At 70.2% G+C, this 17,634-nt stretch carries 13 protein-coding genes and 1 pseudogene; 4 read left to right on the forward strand and 10 right to left on the reverse strand.

The window, feature by feature from the left end:
* Positions 1-45: 45 nt before the first annotated feature.
* The 4 genes from ACZ592_RS34990 to ACZ592_RS35005 form a co-directional block, all read right to left on the reverse strand.
* On the reverse strand, positions 46-1,491 hold the full coding sequence (locus ACZ592_RS34990; RefSeq protein WP_471585744.1) for an FG-GAP-like repeat-containing protein: 1,446 nt from the start codon (positions 1,489-1,491) through the stop codon (positions 46-48).
* A 199-nt stretch (positions 1,492-1,690) separates the two neighbouring features.
* Positions 1,691-2,488: an SAM-dependent methyltransferase gene (locus ACZ592_RS34995; protein WP_471585745.1), complete on the reverse strand. Its 798-nt coding sequence runs from the start codon at positions 2,486-2,488 to the stop codon at positions 1,691-1,693.
* 184 nt (positions 2,489-2,672) lie between these two features.
* Positions 2,673-4,553 (reverse strand): RICIN domain-containing protein, encoded by a 1,881-nt coding sequence (locus tag ACZ592_RS35000; RefSeq protein ID WP_471585746.1) that lies wholly within the window; start codon positions 4,551-4,553, stop codon positions 2,673-2,675.
* Positions 4,554-4,609: 56 nt separating this feature from the next.
* Positions 4,610-6,682, reverse strand: coding sequence for a hypothetical protein (locus tag ACZ592_RS35005; RefSeq protein WP_471585747.1), 2,073 nt, complete (start codon positions 6,680-6,682; stop codon positions 4,610-4,612).
* A gap of 274 nt (positions 6,683-6,956) precedes the next feature.
* On the opposite strand from ACZ592_RS35005, the gene ACZ592_RS35010 reads away from it, so the two are divergent.
* Both ACZ592_RS35010 and ACZ592_RS35015 read left to right on the forward strand, forming a co-directional pair.
* Positions 6,957-8,240 carry an ROK family transcriptional regulator gene (locus ACZ592_RS35010; protein ID WP_471585748.1) on the forward strand — a complete coding sequence of 428 codons (1,284 nt, stop codon included), beginning with the start codon at positions 6,957-6,959 and terminating at the stop codon, positions 8,238-8,240.
* A gap of 158 nt (positions 8,241-8,398) precedes the next feature.
* The gene (locus ACZ592_RS35015) at positions 8,399-9,430 is read left to right on the forward strand and encodes an NAD(P)/FAD-dependent oxidoreductase (protein WP_471585749.1); all 1,032 of its coding nucleotides are present in this window, start codon (positions 8,399-8,401) and stop codon (positions 9,428-9,430) included.
* Between the two features lie 538 nt (positions 9,431-9,968).
* Here the strand turns inward: ACZ592_RS35015 and ACZ592_RS35020 are convergent.
* Both ACZ592_RS35020 and ACZ592_RS35025 read right to left on the reverse strand, forming a co-directional pair.
* The gene (locus tag ACZ592_RS35020) at positions 9,969-10,442 is read right to left on the reverse strand and encodes a hypothetical protein (RefSeq protein ID WP_471585750.1); all 474 of its coding nucleotides are present in this window, start codon (positions 10,440-10,442) and stop codon (positions 9,969-9,971) included.
* 216 nt (positions 10,443-10,658) lie between these two features.
* Entirely contained in the window at positions 10,659-11,603 is a 945-nt protein-coding gene (locus tag ACZ592_RS35025) for an SDR family oxidoreductase (protein ID WP_471585751.1), read from the reverse strand.
* 173 nt (positions 11,604-11,776) lie between these two features.
* Here ACZ592_RS35025 and ACZ592_RS35030 point away from each other — a divergent pair, with 173 nt between their 5' ends.
* The gene (locus ACZ592_RS35030) at positions 11,777-12,343 is read left to right on the forward strand and encodes a TetR/AcrR family transcriptional regulator (RefSeq protein WP_471585752.1); all 567 of its coding nucleotides are present in this window, start codon (positions 11,777-11,779) and stop codon (positions 12,341-12,343) included.
* A gap of 53 nt (positions 12,344-12,396) precedes the next feature.
* Positions 12,397-12,643 (forward strand): annotated as a pseudogene (locus ACZ592_RS35035) (IS5/IS1182 family transposase); the annotation flags it as partial.
* A gap of 125 nt (positions 12,644-12,768) precedes the next feature.
* Here ACZ592_RS35035 and ACZ592_RS35040 read toward each other — a convergent pair.
* From ACZ592_RS35040 to ACZ592_RS35055, 4 genes are read right to left on the reverse strand one after another with little or no spacing between them, the layout of a single operon-like run.
* On the reverse strand, positions 12,769-13,521 hold the full coding sequence (locus ACZ592_RS35040) for a nuclear transport factor 2 family protein (protein WP_471585753.1): 753 nt from the start codon (positions 13,519-13,521) through the stop codon (positions 12,769-12,771).
* Between the two features lie 28 nt (positions 13,522-13,549).
* The gene (locus ACZ592_RS35045; RefSeq protein ID WP_471585754.1) at positions 13,550-14,986 is read right to left on the reverse strand and encodes an aldehyde dehydrogenase family protein; all 1,437 of its coding nucleotides are present in this window, start codon (positions 14,984-14,986) and stop codon (positions 13,550-13,552) included.
* Positions 14,987-15,021: 35 nt separating this feature from the next.
* Positions 15,022-15,732 (reverse strand): CoA transferase, encoded by a 711-nt coding sequence (locus tag ACZ592_RS35050; protein ID WP_471585755.1) that lies wholly within the window; start codon positions 15,730-15,732, stop codon positions 15,022-15,024.
* Between the two features lie 21 nt (positions 15,733-15,753).
* The gene (locus tag ACZ592_RS35055) at positions 15,754-17,016 is read right to left on the reverse strand and encodes a pyridoxal-dependent decarboxylase (RefSeq protein ID WP_471585756.1); all 1,263 of its coding nucleotides are present in this window, start codon (positions 17,014-17,016) and stop codon (positions 15,754-15,756) included.
* Between the last annotated feature and the right edge of the window lie 618 nt (positions 17,017-17,634).

A 17,634-nucleotide genomic window follows, 5' to 3' on the forward strand; every position in this document is an offset into this window, starting at 1 on the left:
GTGGACCCGCCCCCCTCACTCCCTCTCAGGAGCTGGATCAGCAGCTCAACCAGCCATCCGGTAGCCGTAGTTGCCGCCGCCCGCGGGGCCTCCGACGGTTCCCAGGTGGAAGCTGGTCGCGCCCTCACCGGTGACGCCGGACGTCCCGGTGGTCAGCTTCCAGACCCGGCCCTTGTAGCCGTCCTCGCCGTTGCCGCCCACGTACAGCTCCGTGGCACCGCCCTCGCCCGCGTCGACCACGGCCGCCGAGGCACCGAAGTGATCGCTCTTCTCCGACGTGCTCGGCACACCGCGGGAGTTCTGCGTGAACGTCGCCGCTCCGGTGGTCGTGATGCCGTCGGCGCCGCCGCGCAGCACGGTGATCGCGCCCGACTCCGCGGTGGTGACGGCATCCGAGCCGGTCTCGTACGAGGCACCGACGACCAGGTCCGCGTACCCGTCGCGGTCGGTGTCGCCGACGGCCACCGCCGAACCGAACCGGTCGCCCGCTTCGTCGATGCCCGGCACGCCCGCGCTGGCCTGCGTGTACGTACGCGACTTCACACTGTTGGAGACGCCGTCCGCGCCGCCGTAGGTCACGTACACCTTGTTCTGCTCCGGATAGCCGGTGACCAGATCCTGGTAGCCGTCCTTGTTCAGGTCTCCGAACGCCGAGGGCAGGCTGGACTCGTACTGGTACGGGCCGTTGAACGTGCTGCCCTTGACCAGACCGTCGGCCGATCCCTTCAGGACCACACCGCCCGGCTTCCCGCTGCCCAGGACGACCCCTCCGCTGGCCACGACGTCGGCCTTGCCGTCACCCGTCAAGTCGCCCACGTACAGCGTGCCGAGGACAAGGTCGTCCTGCGCGGCGGTCTCACGGTTCCACACGGCGGCCGGCTTGCCCGTGGCGCGGTTCAGCGGGCCGAGCAGGACGGAGACTCCGATGGACCTGCCGTTGTGGGCGCGGCTGACGAGGTCGTCGACGCCGTCGCCGTTGACATCACCCACGCCCAGCCCGCCGCCGAGCAGCTTCGGCGACTGTGCGGTGGCGTTTCCGGACGGCAGGGCGGCGCCTTCCCCGGTGATGCCGTCCTTGCTCCCCCACAACACCGTGGTCTTCTCGAGCCAGTGGACGACCAGGTCGTCGTACCCGTCGCCGTCCAGGTCGCCCGCGGCGCTGACCTCGCGCCACTTCCCGTCCTCGACGGGTTCCCCGGGAACGCCCGGGTCGGCCTGGCCGAGGATCTTCGATGTCTCGTACGTCAGCCCGGTGGACGAGCCGTACGCGACGGTGACGACGCCTGCGCGCTTGACGCCGCCGACGGACGCGGTGTGGGCCCCGATGGCGAGGTCCTGGTAGCCGTCGCCGTTGAAGTCGGCCTTGTCTCCCGCCGGACGGACGGCCTCGCCGGCTGCCGGTGCCGCGGTCGTCACCCCTGTCGTACCGACGAGTGCGGCCGCGCAGACGGCGGCCGTGGTGAGCGCTCTGTGGCGCATGTGGTCACGCATGTGGTCCCCCCACTTCTCATGGCGGACCTCTCCGGCCTGGCCACAGGGACCGGCGGCCGGAAAGGTCACCAAAAGATCAAATTACGCCAGATGATAAGCGTAATTGATCGAGAACGCTCTCAGGGGGACTGCTCTCAGAGCATCGCTCTCAGGAAGCCGCGTTCAGCCCGGACAAGCTCTCTCCGGACGTGAGGACCCGTCAGAGCTTGCGTGCCACCGCTCCGTACATCGCGATGGCCCGGTCGTCCACGCCCTCCTGCTCGGGGCCCGGGTGCCACTTGTGCACCTGGGTGACGCCCGGGTCCACGAGTTCCATCCCGTCGAAGAACGACGTGGCGGTCGGCAGGTCGCGCAGGGCCATTTCCATGCCCTGCTGGGCGTACTCCTCGGCGACCCGGCCGACCTCGCCGGGCGCGAAGTCGGCGGTGCCGATCGTCGTCGCCAGGAAGCTGCCCGTCGGCAGCGGTTCCAGCAGGCGCTGCACCAGGCGGCGGTCGTCGGGCGGGAGGATGAAATGGAGGATGCCGATGATCATCAGGCCGACGGGTTCGTCCAGGTCGATCAGCGCACGGAACTCCGGGCTGTCCAGGATGGCGTCCGGGTCGTGCATGTCAGCGTCGACGTAGGCCGTCGCGCCCTCGGGCGTGCCCTGCAGGAGGGCGCGGGCATGGGCCAGGACGATGGGGTCGTTGTCGACGTAGACCACCTGGGCCTCCGGCGTCACCCGCTGCACCACCTCGTGCAGGTTGGGAGCCGTGGGCAGTCCGGTGCCGATGTCCAGGAACTGCCGGATCCCCTGCTCCTTGGCCAGATAGTGGCCGGCCCGGTGCATGAACCGCCGGTTCTCCAGCATGTGCACGGGCAGCGCGGGCCAGTGCTGGCACATGGCGTCGCCCGCCTCGATGTCGACGAGGTAGTGATCCTTGCCGCCGAGGATGTAGTCGTACACGCGCGCCGAATGTGCAGTCGAGGTGTCGATCCGATCGCCTGCGCCCATGGGCCACTCCATTCCTCATCACCAACAACGGACCTGCTGAGCGACGTCGAACTGCCGCATCAGCCACAGATGTTGCCATGGTGCCATCGCGGGGCATGCCACCAGGTGCCCTTCGGAGCCCCTTCCGCCGAATCGGCCGGCCCGGCGGAACCCGGCGGAACCCGGCGGAAGGGGCCACGGTCGCTCAGCTCACGGGCTTGAGGCTCAGCGTCTGCTCGGCCGCGGTCCTCCCGCCGCCGACGCCACCGCCGGTCGTGTCGGTCCAGGCGCGGGTCGGTGTGGTCTCGGCGAGCCTGCCCTTGGCGGCCGACAGACCGATGACCAGGCCGCTGTAGCGGTTGACCAGGCGCACGGTGTCCGTGGCCCGTCCGCCGGCGTCCCGGCCGGGCACGACGAACCACTGCTGGCCGACGGTGGGTCCGGCCGCGGGTGCCGCGCTCACGCTCGGCCTGGCGGCCCAGGCGCGGCCGCCGTCGGTGGTGGAGTCGACGCCCAGGAGCCCGCCAGTGGCGGCGTTGGCGATGCGGTACGAGCCGTCGGAGTTGGAGGTGAAGACCCACTGGCCGCGTGTGGAGTTCTCGCCCGAGGGACGCGAGGTGGTGCCGCTGCCGTCGGCGGACTGGGCGAGGACAAGGCCTGCGCCGCTGCTGATCCTGTACGCGGTGCCCGTGTCGACGGGCGCGGCCGGGCTGCTGGTCTCGATGGTGGTGTCGTAGTACTCGCCGTCGGCGCCGCCCGAGCAGGAGAACGAGCAGTAGCTGCGGAACTTCTTGCCGACGATGGTGGAGCCGGTCTTGTTCACCGAGTCCAGCATCCAGCGGTACCAGGACCCGGAGCGGTAGTCGCCGGTGTCGCCGATCAACTCCCACTTCTGGGTGGCGAGGTCGTCGGTGGCGTAGAAGCGCTGCGGCTGGGTGCTGTCCTGAACGAGGGCCTCGGGCTGACCGATGTACTTGCCCAGGTAGGCGTCGTAGGAGATGTTCATGGTCAACAGGTCCGACTTGGCGGGCAGTTCACCGGCGGCTTGCTGCTCTTGTACGGATCCTTCGTTGGCCGGGTCGTAGTCGTGCTCCACGGGGGTGTAGCCGGTGGAGTTGTCGGCGTCGACCGGCTCCATGTTGCTTTCCAGGCCGCCGATGCCAGGCTGCGACCAGGCGCCGTCGTACCACTTCTTCCAGGATCCGGGGGCCAGCTTGCCGGACATGGGGGCGCGGGCGACGTGAGCCCGGCTGCCGTCCGTCCACGCGCCCGGTACGCCGCCCTTCGGGATGACGCGGGAGTTGTAGTAGACGTAGAAGTAGCCGGCCGCAGTGTCCGCGAACAGGCGCGCGTCACCGTTGCCGTAGTGGTACGTGTCGTGCGGGAACGCCTTGTCGTCGCCTCGCTTCGTGCTGTACGGCGAGGTGAGGACGTGGTCCTTGATGTCCCAGGTCTTGCCCTGGTTCTTGGATACGGCGTAGTCGATCGCGTCGTAGTGCAGGCCGTCGCCGAAGGGCTGCGGGGTGAACTCGTTGTGGACCAGGCCGTACCAGTCGCCGGTGTCCGGGTCGACCCACACGCCCATGAGGTCGCAGTAGTTCTTCTGCGCGTAGTGCGAGGTGTCCTTGGCCGCGGTGGCCTCGCGGCCGGTCGGGCTGTTGTTGCAGCGCCACGTGGTGTCGTTGTTGCGGTCCTTGGCGTTGGCCGGGTCGACCGCGTCGCTCAGCTTGGCGTCACGCGTGGCCGCGTCGAAGTCCTTCCCCGTGTAGAAGGTCCACTTGCGCGGGTCCTTCGCGCCGTACAGGGCGTGTGCGGACTGGTAGTGGAACGTGCCGTCCTTGTCGATGTAGGTTGCGGCGGGTGTGTCGTCGGGGTGGGTCCACGGGCCCTTCTGCCCGACCGCCACCTGGTAGGTGGGGGCGTCGGGGGCCGCGGGTGCGGGGATTGCCGGCGCGGGAGCCGCGGCGCCGAGCAGGACGGTGGCACCCACCGCGAAGGCGGCGAAGGCTCTGGTCCTGGAACGGCTGCCGGAACGACTGCGGGAACGGCTGCGGGAACGGCTGCTTGCTCGGGAACGGAGTGACACAGGTACTCCTCTCAGGGCCGGACACCCCTCGGGCGGCGCGCCCGCGGGGCGGTGGTTCACCATGCGAAGACCGCCCAGCCGCGGTGCGGCAGCGGGGTCGTGAGTTCCAGGAGGGCGCCTGCCGCGTCGGGGGTGTCCGCCTCCGGCGCGGGCGTTTCGGTGGCGGCCGCGACCGGCTCGGCCAGTGGCGCGAGTAGCGTGGCCCGTACGTTGCCGCGGGCGCCCGGCAGGTGGATGCGGGGGTGCGCGGGGTCCGCGCTGCCGTTGGCCACGGCAAGTCGGTGACCGTCTCCGGAGCGCGTCGCGTAAGGAATCAGGTGTGGCGCGCCGCTCACCAGAGGCAGGTGGGGTCGGTCGCCCTCCAGGAAACGGATCGTCCGGTGGATCAGGCTGCGGCCCTCGTCGCTGCGGGCCAGTTCGGCCGGTGCGGTCGCGGGCAGGACCGCGACGCGTCCGCCCAGGGCGTTGACGAAGTGGCATCGGCCCGCGCCCCACGGGCGGCCGTCGGGAGTCTGGATTCGGGTGAGGACCTGGGCGCCGTCCAGCGGTTCGATACGGGCCAATGACGGCTGGACGTCGACGCTCAGGACTGCGTCTGCGTCCGTTCCGCACTCGCCCGTGACCTGTTCGACGGCGTACGGCCCGGGCAGCGCGGGGTCGTCACGGCCGACCACTTCTGTCACTCGCAGGCCCAGGAGGTCGGTGAATCCTCGTCGGGTCAGGGCGTGCGCGGCCGCGCCGTCCAACAGCAGCCCACCGCGCAGCAGTTCATGTATCTCCTCGTCGTCGACGGCGAGGACCAGGCGGCCGAACAGGGCTTGGACCGGGCCTGGCTGGGCGGTGACGGGAATTCCGTAGCCGAGGAGGAAGTCCGCGGTGCGGGCGGGATCGGCGACCAGTTCCTGCATCCGGCCCGTCTCGGTCGGCAGCCGCGCGGCGGTGTCCTGCCGCCAGGGCAGTCCCACGCCGAGCGGGACCGTCTCGTCCGTGTGCCGTGCGGCCAGCCAGTCCAGGGCGGGCCGGGAGCGGCGCAGCAGGCGGTCGATGCGCGGGAAGTTCTCCGCGCGCTCGCCGTGGGTGGGGTGGAGGTTCAGCAACAGCGCGTCGGCACCGGCGAGTTGGGCGGTCGCCATTTCCGACCAGGTCTGGGTGTCGGACTTGGACCACGAGGTGTGCGGCCAGTTCTCGATCTCCGGCTCGCAGGCCGCGTGGCGCGGGCGCAGCGGGCGCTGCGCCTCCAGGGACCAGAGCGCGGAGGCGAGGCCGCGCGCGGGGGTGTCGGAGTACGGTGCGAAGTGCGGGCGGTGCGTCACCTTGCGCCCCACGGACAGGGCGGCGAACAGCGCCTCCCAGTCGCGGCCCTCCACCGAGTGCATCGCGGGCAGCGAACTCATCAGCCCCAGGCTCGAACGGCCGTCGGAGCGCCGTCTCACCGTCTCCGCCAGGCCCTCGGCGACCTCGAGTTGGGCCGTGCGCCACACCTGTTGGAGCAGCGCGCGCCAGGGGTGGGGCGGGCCGGGCTCGGCGATGGCGGCGACCACCTGTTTCCGGGTGACCGGCTCGCCGACGAGGGTGGTGAGCCGCTCCATCATGAGCGGCTCGAAGCCACCGCCCCAGCCGAGCGGGGCGTGGTTGTGGAAGCGGAAGTCGTCCTCGACCCACAGCACCCTGAAGCCCAGTTCGGCGAAGAGCCCGTAGTGCGCGTACAGCCAGTGGCGCCATCGGGGGCAGGCGAAGGAGGACTGGGCCGCGGCCCGTTGCCCGGTGGGCGAGACCATGGGCGCGAATCCGAGCGTGCCGATGCGGCCTCGGTCGGCGTGGCCGACGGTGACCCAAGGGTTGAGACTGACGTCCAGGCCCGCGGTGCTCAGCACGTCACGGGCCTCGCCCGCGGCCGCGAACCAGCGTGCCTCGTCCGCGCCGGCGAGGTGCTCGGTGTGCAGTTGCTCGGCTCCGAGCAGGAGCACCACCTCCCCCACACCGTTCTCCACGCACACCTTGGCCAGCGCGCGGGCCCGGTTCGCGAGGTCGCGGCCCGGGCGGAGTTGGAACCGCAGGTGATACCGCGCCCGTCGGGCGAGCTGCGGCGGCCGCGGATCCTGCCCCGTGCTGCCCGTGCTGATGTCCATCTGTGCGCGGCCCCCTTGCCGAATGCCTGGCGTTCGCTCAGCCCGGCCGTGTCGCCGTGCGGCCACAGAGCCGTAATTAGTTCGGCTAGGATCCAAAATAAATAAAGGCCCGTCAACAGGTTCACGACAAGCACGCGCAGCCGGCATGCGCAGCCGGGCGCCCGCGCCTCGCGACGGGACGATCACGCCCCCGCCTCCCCCACAGCCCGGCCTGCGCGTAATTTGGCGGGCACCGCGATACGCGACGACCAGCACGGACCAAGGAGCGGCCCTGGTGAAGGCAGACCTACGCGGCGCAGGCGTACGGGACTTGGGCAGGGCGGGACCGCCACGCGCCGGCGACCGGGCCTCGCTGCGCCGCTCCAACCTCAGCCTGGTGCTGCGCCTCCTGCGCGACGCCGGGCCACGGCCCCGCACCCGGATCGCGGCCGAGACCGGTCTGCCCAAGGCCACCGTCACCAACCTGGTCGCCGAGCTCATGGAGAGCGGTCTGGTGCGCGAGGGGGACGCCGAACGCCATGGCTCCGTCGGCCGCCCCAGCCGTACCGTGGAGATCGACGGCCGCACCGTCTGCGGCATCGGCGTCGAGATCAACGTTGCCTATCTGAGCCTGGTCGCGCTCGACCTGCGCGGCGAGGTCGCCGCCCGGCACCGTACCCCGCTGGACACCCGTGGCAGCGACCCGGCCACGGTCCTCGACCGAATGGCACAGGTCATCAGCGAGGCGCGCGCGGCGCTGCGGGCGCGGGGTGCGACCCCTGTGGCGGTGACCGTCGCGGCACCCGGCGTGATCAAGACCGGCAGCGGCGTGGTCTCCTACGCCCCCAACATCGACTGGCAGGACGTCGCCGTCGCCGAGGGCCTGCGGGCCCGGCTCGGCCCCGGGGCACCGCCGATCGGCCTCGAGAACGATGCCAAGCTGGGCGCCATCGCCGAGTACCTGGTCGCCGCGTCGGCCGACATCCACGACCTGATCTACGTGACCGGCGAGACAGGTGTCGGCGGCGGCATCATCTCTGACGGCCGGCTGCTCCAGGGTTCGGCCGGCTTCGCGGGCGAGATCGGCCACATGCCCCTGGATCCGGGCGGGTTGCCCTGCGTCTGCGGCCGGGTCGGCTGTTGGGAGACCATGGTCGGCCTGGCGGCCCTCCTGCGCCGGGCGGCGCCACCGCACGACCCGGTCCACGATCTCACCGTCGACCTGGAGCGACGGCTGACGGAGCTGCGTCACCGCGCCGACTCGGGCGACGGCGCCACCCTCGCCGCGCTGGAACAGATCGCCGACGGCCTCGCACTGGGCCTGGCGCTGCTGGCCGACGTGCTCAACCCGCGAGCCGTCGTCCTCGGCGGCTACTTCACCCACTTCGGCGACTACCTGATCGACCGCGTACGCGACGAGTTCGCCGCCCGGGTCATGGCCCCTGAGGCCGGTGGCTGCGAGATCATGCTGTCGACCCTGGGCTTCAGCGCGGCGGCACGGGGCGGTGCGTACCTGGCGCTTGACCAGGTGTATCAGGACCCGATCGGGACGGCTGTTGCCGTCGGGGGCGGTGGGTAGGGGGGGCGTAGGAGGCGGTCACGCTTGACGGTATGGGCGGCCGCCTGCAGGTGTGCCGGGGCGTATGTTCCGGGGCCCTGCTGCGCGGCCCGGGTTTCTTCCGGGGGCGGGCGGGAATCGAACGTCGGCCCGGCCGTCGACGTATCGAAAAGGACCTCATGTCAGCCGTTGTTGTCGTCGGAGCGGGAATCGTCGGCTCCTCAGTGGCCTACCACCTGGCACGTCGGGGCGTCCCCGTCACTCTGCTCGAGCGAGGGCCCGCTCCGGCCGCCGGGGTCACCGGCGACTCCTTCGCGTGGATCGGCGACGCGGGACGCCACTGGCCCGGCGGAGCACAGGACCTCCGCGAGTACGTCCTGGCGGACCACCGGCGCCTGGAGAGCGAACTGCCCCGCGTCACCGTCCGCCGGACCGGCTCGCTGTCCTGGACCGACGCCCCGGCTCAGGCCGCACGGCCGGGTCCGGGCCAGTTCCTCGTCGGACGAGATGACATCGCGAGCCTGGAACCCCACCTCCGGCACCCGCCCGACCGGGCCGTCCACACCCCGAGCGACGCGGGCGTCGACCCGACGGCATTGGCCCACGCACTCGTGGCCGCCGCCATGGCCCACGGGGCGACCGTGCTCCACGACACCGCGGCCACCTCCTTGCGACTGACCAACGGTCGTGTCGCAGGAGTGGTGACATCGGCCGGACCGCACGAAACCACCACCGTCGTACTCACGGCCGGAACCGACGTCCCGAGGCTCTGCGAGCCACTGTCGGCCGACCTGGCGATCACAGCGTCCCCGGCCACCCTCGCGCGGGTCGCGGCGCCTCCCGGCCTGGTCAGGACCATCGTGGCCCGCGATGATTTCGAGGTCCGAGAGGTACGGGACGGCGAACTGCTGTTGGTCGTACCGCAGGCTGGAGGCGGGGCAGCAGCGCATGAGCGGGCTGCGCGGTCCGCGTTCCGGAACCTGCGGACGGCCTTCGAGGGAAGCACCCAGTGCCGCCTCCTGGGCCACAGCACCGCCGACCGTCCCATGCCCGCGCACGGCCCGGTGATCGGGTACGCGACCCACGACCGGTCCGTCTACGTGGCGGTCATGCACTCCGCCATCACGTTGGCCCCCACCGCCGGACGGCTCATCGCGGACGAACTCGTGACCGGCAGACCGGCTCCCGAGCTGCGGCGTTGCCGCCCGTAAGGCCTCCTCCGCCAGACGGTCAACCGCGGCAGAACGGCCTCATGGTGATCCGAAAGGGCGATGCCGCGCAGGCGCCCCGAGGCCGTCCGCACAGAGCGGTGGCGGGCGCTACGGCGGGGTCCGGTCCTGCGCGTCCCCGGCGTCTCCGCGCGGACGCGTGCAACGATCCGCCGGGTCGAGGACCGGGAGATGTGGCCCGACGCGGGCGCCACCGCGCTCTCGCGCCTCGCGCGGGCGTTCAACAGTCGGAGCGCTGCCTGAACGCCTCCCAGATCTGTTCGCCCGGAATGGAGGTGGAAGTGCCGACGACGACCTGGCGAGCACGATGCGGCACCTTCCTCCATGAGCCAGAGGGGGCTTGGGCCGCCTGATCACCCGCATCGACGAGGAATTCGAGCGCCGAACCTTGACCGAGCCCAACACCATCGAGTAGGCCGCCACAGGCTGGTGGTGGACCAGAACGCGCGAACGGTGACGGACTGAGCTCGCATCCCTCCCCAGCCACGTCAACTGGCCGTGCGGACAGCCCTTGAGAGGGCTACCGCAACGGTCCCCGCTCATCGACGAACACGGTGGGCGCCGACTGGAACACATCGGCGTCCACCGGTCCGTAGGCGATGTTGAACGTGTCGAGCCAGTACGACCAGTCCTGCATCCCTGCCGCGCTGCTGAAGCGGTAGTTCAACTGCCAGCGCACCCACTGACCGGGGGCGAGACGCACTGCCGGAGGGCGTCGGGGCCGGGGCGGCAGGCCGAACAGAGGCTGCACTCGGGGCTGCACCCGCAGCCGTCCGTCAGCCTCACGCAGCTGGACATCCACCTTGCTCAGGTCCTTCCAGCTGTCGTACGCCTCAAAGCCGTCCCGTTCATGCATGCGGACCACATGTGCGGTGTCGACGTCGGTCCGGGGCAGAGCAAATCCGACAGGGGCGGCATTACGCAGCCCGGCAGCCTCCCCTCCCCGGGACTCCTTCGTCCAGGACGTGCGGATCCACTGCACGGTGATCTGCATGGCACCCCATCGGCTCGTCGTGGAGGTCACCCTATGTCCGTGGAAATCTGCGGCCGATCGATATCTGTGGCCGACAGCATCTGTGGCCGACAGTCATCGGGACTGCCCGGCGACCACTCGATGTGGCGATGGAGCGACAGCGGAAAGAACCCTCGCGGCACTGGCACCGCCGCCCATCGGACAAGCCCCCGGCCTCGCCCATCGCAACGCGCCCTGTCAGACGCCGTGCGCATCCGCCGCGACCGCGTCGCCGAAGTAGTGCCCCTGGTCGAGGTCCTCGATCAGCCCGGGCCCGGTCGGCTGCCACCCCAACAGTTCACGGGTCGCCGTGCTGGACGACGGTCCGTCGATGCCGATCAGGCCGGCCATCCAACTGAAGTGCGCGGCCGCCTCGTCGGGGGACACCGCTGCCACGGGCACGCCCAGGTGACGTCCGACCGCCTCCGCGACCTCGCGGATCGGCACGCCTTCTTCGGCGACCGCGTGCAGCGTCGAGCCGGCCGGGGCACCTTCGAGTGCCAGGCGGAAGAGGCGCACGGCATCCGTGCGGTGCACGGCGGGCCAGCGGTTGGCGCCGTCGCCGAGGTAGCCGGAGACGCCCTTCTCGCGGGCGGTGGCGACCACCGTGGCCAGGAAGCCGTGGTCCCCGTCGCCGTGCACGGTCGGCGGGAGCCGCACGACGGACGAACGGACGCCACGGTCGGCGAGCGCGACGGTCGCCTGGGCATTGGAGATCCGTCGGGCCGGGCCGGTCGCGCCGTCAGGGGCGGGATCCTGGCCGTCCCGTTCGGTCGCGACCCGCCCCGGCGCAAGGCCGAGCACGCCCGAGGCGATGAGGAACGGGCGATCGGAGCCGGCGAACGCCTCGCCGAACGCATCGATGGCACGCCGGTCCGCGTCGGCGGCCTCGTCGAAGCCACCACTGAACGCGATGTCGTGCTTGAAGGCGAGGTGGATGACACCGTCGGCGTCGCCGGCCGCGCCGCGCAGGGTGTCGAGGTCGTCGAGGGAGCCGCGGCGCACCTCGGCACCGGCCTCGGTGAGGGCGGCGGCCGAGGCGTCCGAGCGGGCGAGCCCGACGACCTGGTGCCCGGCGCCGATGAGCTCCGGGACGAGCGCCGAACCGATCCAGCCGGACGCGCCGGTGACGAACACACGCATGAGGTGAACCTCCGGGTAAGTCGGCCGTCCTCGGCACGAGGTTCCGGGCCGTTCAGGGCCACCGGAACGCGGGTGCACGACGGGCGAGCCATGCCGATCACTGCCATGTCAGTCGCTGACATCGCTACCGTAGCACTCCATGACAGTCACTGCCATCACGTAGGATCTTCGGCATGGGTCGATGGGAGCCGAACGCGCGGGGACGGCTCGAGCAGGCAGCGCTGGATCTCTACAGCGAACACGGCTTCGAGCAGACCACCGCGGCACAGATCGCCGGACGCGCCGGGCTCACCGAGCGGACGTTCTTCCGGCACTTCGCCGACAAGCGCGAGGTGCTGTTCGGTGGTGCGCAGGCGCTGGAACAGGCCTTCGTGGAGAACCTCGCCAAGACCCCGGAAACAGCGACGCCGATCGACGCGATGGCCGCCACGCTCGACGCGGTCGCCCAGTTCTTCGTGGAGCGCCACGCATTCGCCCGCAAACGGCAGGCCGTCATCATGGCCAATGCCGAACTGCACGAGCGCGAGCTGGTCAAGCTCGCCTCGCTCGCCGCCGCGCTCGCCGGCACACTCCGCCGCCGGGGTCTCGATGACCCCGCGGCGAGCCTCACCGCCGAGGCGGGTATCGCCGTCTTCAAGGTCGGCTTCGAGCGCTGGGTCGCCGGGGACGGTGAGCGCTCGCTGGCGGACTTCCTGCGGGAGGCGCTCGAAGGCCTCAAAGCGGTGACTGCCGGCGCGTGACCGCCTGCTGCGGTGCGCGCGGGACGTACCTGCGGAACGGCCAGGCTGCAGCGGCCTGGCGGCGTCTTCGGGACTGGACCGAAGCCGGCGCCTGGCCCCGCCTCGACGAGGTCCTGCCGGCGGAACTCCGCACAGGCGGCCGCTGCTGGACACGGACGATGCGGCGATCGACGGCTCGCACGTCAGGGCGCTCAAAGGGGAGCTCACACCTGACCTTCGCCGGTCGCCCGGGCCCGCCCGGGAAGCGAGCACCACATCATCGTCGACCGGCACGGAACTCCGCTCGCCGTCTCTGTGACCGTACGAGGTACGCGCAGACCTCCACCTCGCCCTCCGCCAACTCGCCTGCGGCACGATCTGCTTGAGACGCCTCAGGACCTCATTCGGAAATGATCAGTAAGTGCTCTCGTCCACGGCCTGGTGGGTCACGACGCGGATTCCTCGGAGGTGACCAGGCCTCGGTGCTCGCGGATCCGCCCGCCGCTGATCGCAAAGAGGTCGAAGAACAGGCTGTCGATGCCGTCGACCTCCCCGCGGCTCAGCGCGAACACCGTGTCCCGTTGCGCCACGTATCGCAGCAGCCGTCGATACGTGACTGCCGGATGTGTTGAAGGGGCGCGGCCGGGGAGCGCCTCGATCTCGCGGCCGTTCACCGGGTCGTACTGGTAGTAGCGGACACGGGGTGTGCTCAGGTGCTCGGCTTGTGCGTGATCTCCGCCGATGAGGACGTCGCTGATGAACTGGAGGACGGGCGGTGCGGGATCCGCGCCGTGCACGGAGGAGGCATGAGTGTCCGCCCGGCACGGCCGGCTGAGCAGGCCCACAGGTCCGTAAGCGTCCCGGTGTTCGACGAGCCGGCCCTCAGCGACACGGAAAACGTCGTACGACGTCTCCACCCGGTCGGTCAGACCGTGACAGGTGGCCTCGACCATGACCAGATCCTCCTGGACGACCATCTGCCTCGGGACGTAGCGGAATCCCGGCGGGAGGCCGGCGACCAGTTCGGCCAGAGCCTCGGGGCCGGTCGCGCGGCACAGTTCGCTGTGGCCGCGGAAATCGTGTGACGCGAGGCGACGTGCGGCGTCCGGGTTGCGGTGGATGAACAGGTCCCGCACCGCGCGTTGGACGATGTGGTGAGCACTCGAAGGTACGGCGGAGGTGACGGCTGGTCGGCGCATGGAGGCTCCCTGAGCGGGGGGATGGGCATTAGGCGAGGTGGTGCATAACGTGCTTCATGCGGGTGCACTCGTCGAGCGCGAGCAGCGACAGGTCCTTGCCGTCGCCGGAGTGTTTGAAGCCGCCGTGCGGCATCTCCGAGGCGAGGGTGATGTGGGTGTTGATCCACACGCATCCGTAGTCCAGGTCGGCGGCGGCACGCAGCGCGGTGGCGTGGTCCTGCGTGTGGACGCTGCAGGCTAGGCCGTACGGACTGGAATTGACCCGCCGGACGGCTTCGGTGGTGTCCGAGAAGCGCTCGACGGTGATGACGGGGCCGAAGAGTTCCTCGGTGCACAGAGAATCTCCGGCGCGTACCTCGTCGATGAGCGTCGGCGCGAGGAACCAGCCCTGCTCGCCCACCCTTTCGCCGCCGCACACCAAGACAGTGTGAACGGGGCGGTGGCTCAGGCGGTCCAGGATGTGCGCCAGTTGGCGCTCGCTGTTCAGGGGGCCGTAGTGGGCGTCGTAGTCCGCAGGAGGGCCGGTGCGCAGGTTTTCTGTGCGCTTGCGAAGTGCGGCGACGAAGCTGTCGTGGATCGGGTCGGCGACCAGGACCCGGGATGCGGCGGTGCAGTCCTGCCCGGCGTTGAGGAATCCGGCGTGGGCGATGGCCGCGGCGGCGGCTTCGACGTCCGCGTCGGCGAATACCAGGGCGGGCGACTTGCCGCCCAGCCCGAGGTGCATCCGCTTGACGTCGGTGACGGCCTCCTGGGCGATGGCGATCCCCGAGGGTGTGGATGCCGTGGCGCTCACCTGGCGTACGACGGGATGGGTGAGGAGGGACTGCACCGCGTCGCGCTCCCCGCACACGACATTGACGACGCCCGGCGGCAGGACGGTGCTCGCGCTCTCCGCCAGCATGAGGGCAGTGACCGGGGTGTTGTGGGACGGCTTGAGAACCACCGTGTTGCCCGTGGCGACCGCCGGGGCCATCTTCCACACCGCCATCAGCAGCGGGTAGTTGAAGGGGACCATCTGGGCGCAGACGCCAAGCGGTTCCCGTCGGACGTACGAGGTGTGGTCGGCGAGGTACTCGCCGGCGCCAGGCCCGATGGGGCTGCGCGCGCTCCCGGCGAAATAGCGCAGCACGTCGACGGCCGCGGCGACCTCCTCACGAGCCGTGAGCTGCAGAGGCTTGCCCGTGTTGGCGCACTCGGCGGCGGTGAACCGCTCGGTCTGGTCCTCGATGGCCGAGGCGAGCCGCAGTAACGCGCGTTGCCGCTCGCCCGGGGAGGTACGCCGCCATCCCTCGAAAGCGTCGCCGGCGGCCGTGCACGCCTGCTGGACGTCAGCACGGTTCGACCGGGCGGCGTGGCCCATGACGCGGCCCGTGCAGGGGTCGACGAGCGGAGTGAAACTTCCCGAAGCGGGTTCCGTGTGGGCGCCGTTGATGAAGTTGAGGTGGAGGGTGTCGAGGGGTGCCATGGTTCTGCCCTTCCTGTTCTTCCGTGGTCGCCGGGTCAGACGGTGATGCGGCCCGTTCCGTCGTGGCACAGGTGACGCCACTTCCATGCGTGGTCCCGGGCCGGCTCGTCGACGGGTTCGCCGCGGTAGACGACGCGCACTCCCTCGCCGTACGCGCCGTACGTGCCCGGCGCGTCCCAGGGCGGTGCGGACTTACGCGCTGCGGGGACAACCAGCTCGCCCTCGACGAGCTTGGCCAAGCAGCTTGCCTGACGCAGGATGTGATGGCCCTGGCCGTCTGCTGTCATCAGGGCCAGCGCCTTGAACGCCAGCCACAGACCACCGCTGGTGTCCCCCAGGTACACCGGGACGTACGGCATGTGCTCCATCAGCGCTCGCGCCTGGGCCACCGCGTCGAAGGACCGGCCATCGAACTCGTCCCGCATGGACACCCACGGCACGCCCAGACGTTTGGCCTCGGTAGCCGGTTCGACTCCCCAGCGCTGCCAGGCGCTGAGGCGGATGTTGTCGATGACGATGTCGATGTCACCGGGCTGGAGATCCCGCACCTCGCGGACATGGCGGGCCTCCTGGTGCTTTCCGGTGTTGATCCAGCTCCAGAGCTCGTCCCCCCGCTCCAGCAACTGGATCGGGTCCGGGCGGCCTTCGGGATGGGTCCACTTGGTCACTTCGCACCCCTGCTCCGCCATGATCATGCCGGCATAGGCGGGCAGTACATACGAGCCGAGTTCGAGGACTTTACGCATGCGTTTCTCCGTTCCGGAATGTCAGGGGACAAGGTGGTGCCGTGCCGACGAGGTTTCGGCGGTCCGACCCAGTGACTCTGCGATGTCTGCGAGCAGGTCCTCGGAAAAACCTTCGGGGAATCCGGGACGGATGACGATCCGTCCGGCCCTGATCCGCTCGCGCGGGCCCGCCAGTTGATAGGCCGGCACGTACCAGCCGACCTTGCGCATCCGCCCGCAGAACTCCTCCACCGCGCTGGATTCCTCGTCCTGCGCGGCGAAACTCACGACGGGCAGATCGGCCGGCGTATGCATGAGCTGCAACTCCGCTGTCCCCGCGATCAGTTCAGCCACCGAGCGGGCCAGCGACCACGTCGCGCCCAGCGCGGCGCGGTACCCCGCCGGCCCGACGTGCCGCAGCAAGTAGTGCTGTTGCAGCACAGGGGCGGCGGAGCGCGAGAAGCTCAGCCCCAACCCGGGTTGCCCGTCGCCGATGTAGGCGACGCTGTGGTGCAGTTCGTCCAGCCAGGGCGAGGCGCTGCGCCACAGGAGCCAGCCGACGCCGAGGCTGGTCATCCCGTATTTGTGGCCGGAGGCATTGATGGAGCACACGCGCGGCTGCCGGAAGTCCCAGGCCACGTCCTCGTGAGTGAAGGGCGCGACGAAACCTCCCGACGCCGCGTCGACATGCAGGGCGATGTCCAGGCCGCGACGTGCCTGCAACGCGTCCAATGCGCGCGCCAGGCCCGGCACGTCGTCGAATCGGCCGTGCTCGGGGCCGCCGAGGGTGGCGACCACTCCGATGGTGCCCTGATCGCAGCGTTCGGCGACCTGGGCCGGATCGGGCAGTTCACCTCCAGGAGCGGCCTGAACCGGGCGGCATTCGATCTGCCAGTAGGCACAGAACCGGTACCAGCAGGCGTGGGCGCCCGCGCCGACCACGAGGTTGGGGCGCCGGGCGGAGCCCCAGGGCGCCTTGGAGTCCCGCTGCTGCCAACCGCGGAGCAGTGCGATTCCGGCCAGCATCGCGGCCTCAGTCGACCCCGAGGCCGAGCACCCCGTCACCGGTCCCGGCGGTGCGTGCCACATGCGGCCAATCAGATCGAGGCACTCACGCTCCATCTCGGCAACCTGGGGATACTCGGCACGGTTCACCACGTTCAGGTCGCCGAACAGGGCGGCGATCGCTTGCACTTCGGGCAGGGCCCAGGTGGTGGTGTAGCTGCCTAGGTTCTGCTGCGGCAAAACTCCTAACTCTAATGCGGAATAAGGAATGGCTACCTGCTTCGTGTCGAATGAAGGCACGTTGTTCTACTCCCTCTCCCGTTGATCAATCAACTGCACACTGAAGAGCAAATCCAAGAGAAGAATAAAGAAGACGCAAGGATCACCGATTCCTTCATGGAGTCAGCCGCGAAGTCAGCCAGCAAGTAAACTTCGAGATTTCCACCGGCGGCCACCTTGATCATCTGCGCGGCGTCGGGTGCTGTGTATCGACTCTCCGTCCGACACGATGAGACACACGAAAACTGCGTCTGCCGCATGAAAGCGTTGAATTCTGTTTTCCGCCGACGGCGCTCCCCCAGCCCCCGGAGCTGCTCTTCGGCCTGGGCCGTCGACTGCCGCGGAACCTTCCTCACCTGCGTCGACGCTCCTCCGGCGTTGGTGCCGGGTCGGCGGTGCCGGGCCAGGGGACGGTTCGCCGCGCGGACGCGACAGGACGTGTAGCAACCTCATCGGCGTCACGGGCGTCCGCCGCGGAATTCAACGCTTTCACACTCAGGTCGCGACGACAGTGGTATGCCCGCAGCCATGGGGGCCCTGTGAATGCACGCCTCACAGCACGACGGGACGGACGGCACACGGCTCTTCGCACTCCCCGCGAAATTCCCGCCGAGTCGGTCGCCGCAGCCTGATGACTGC

This window comes from Streptomyces sp. NPDC040622 (genome assembly GCF_055593965.1).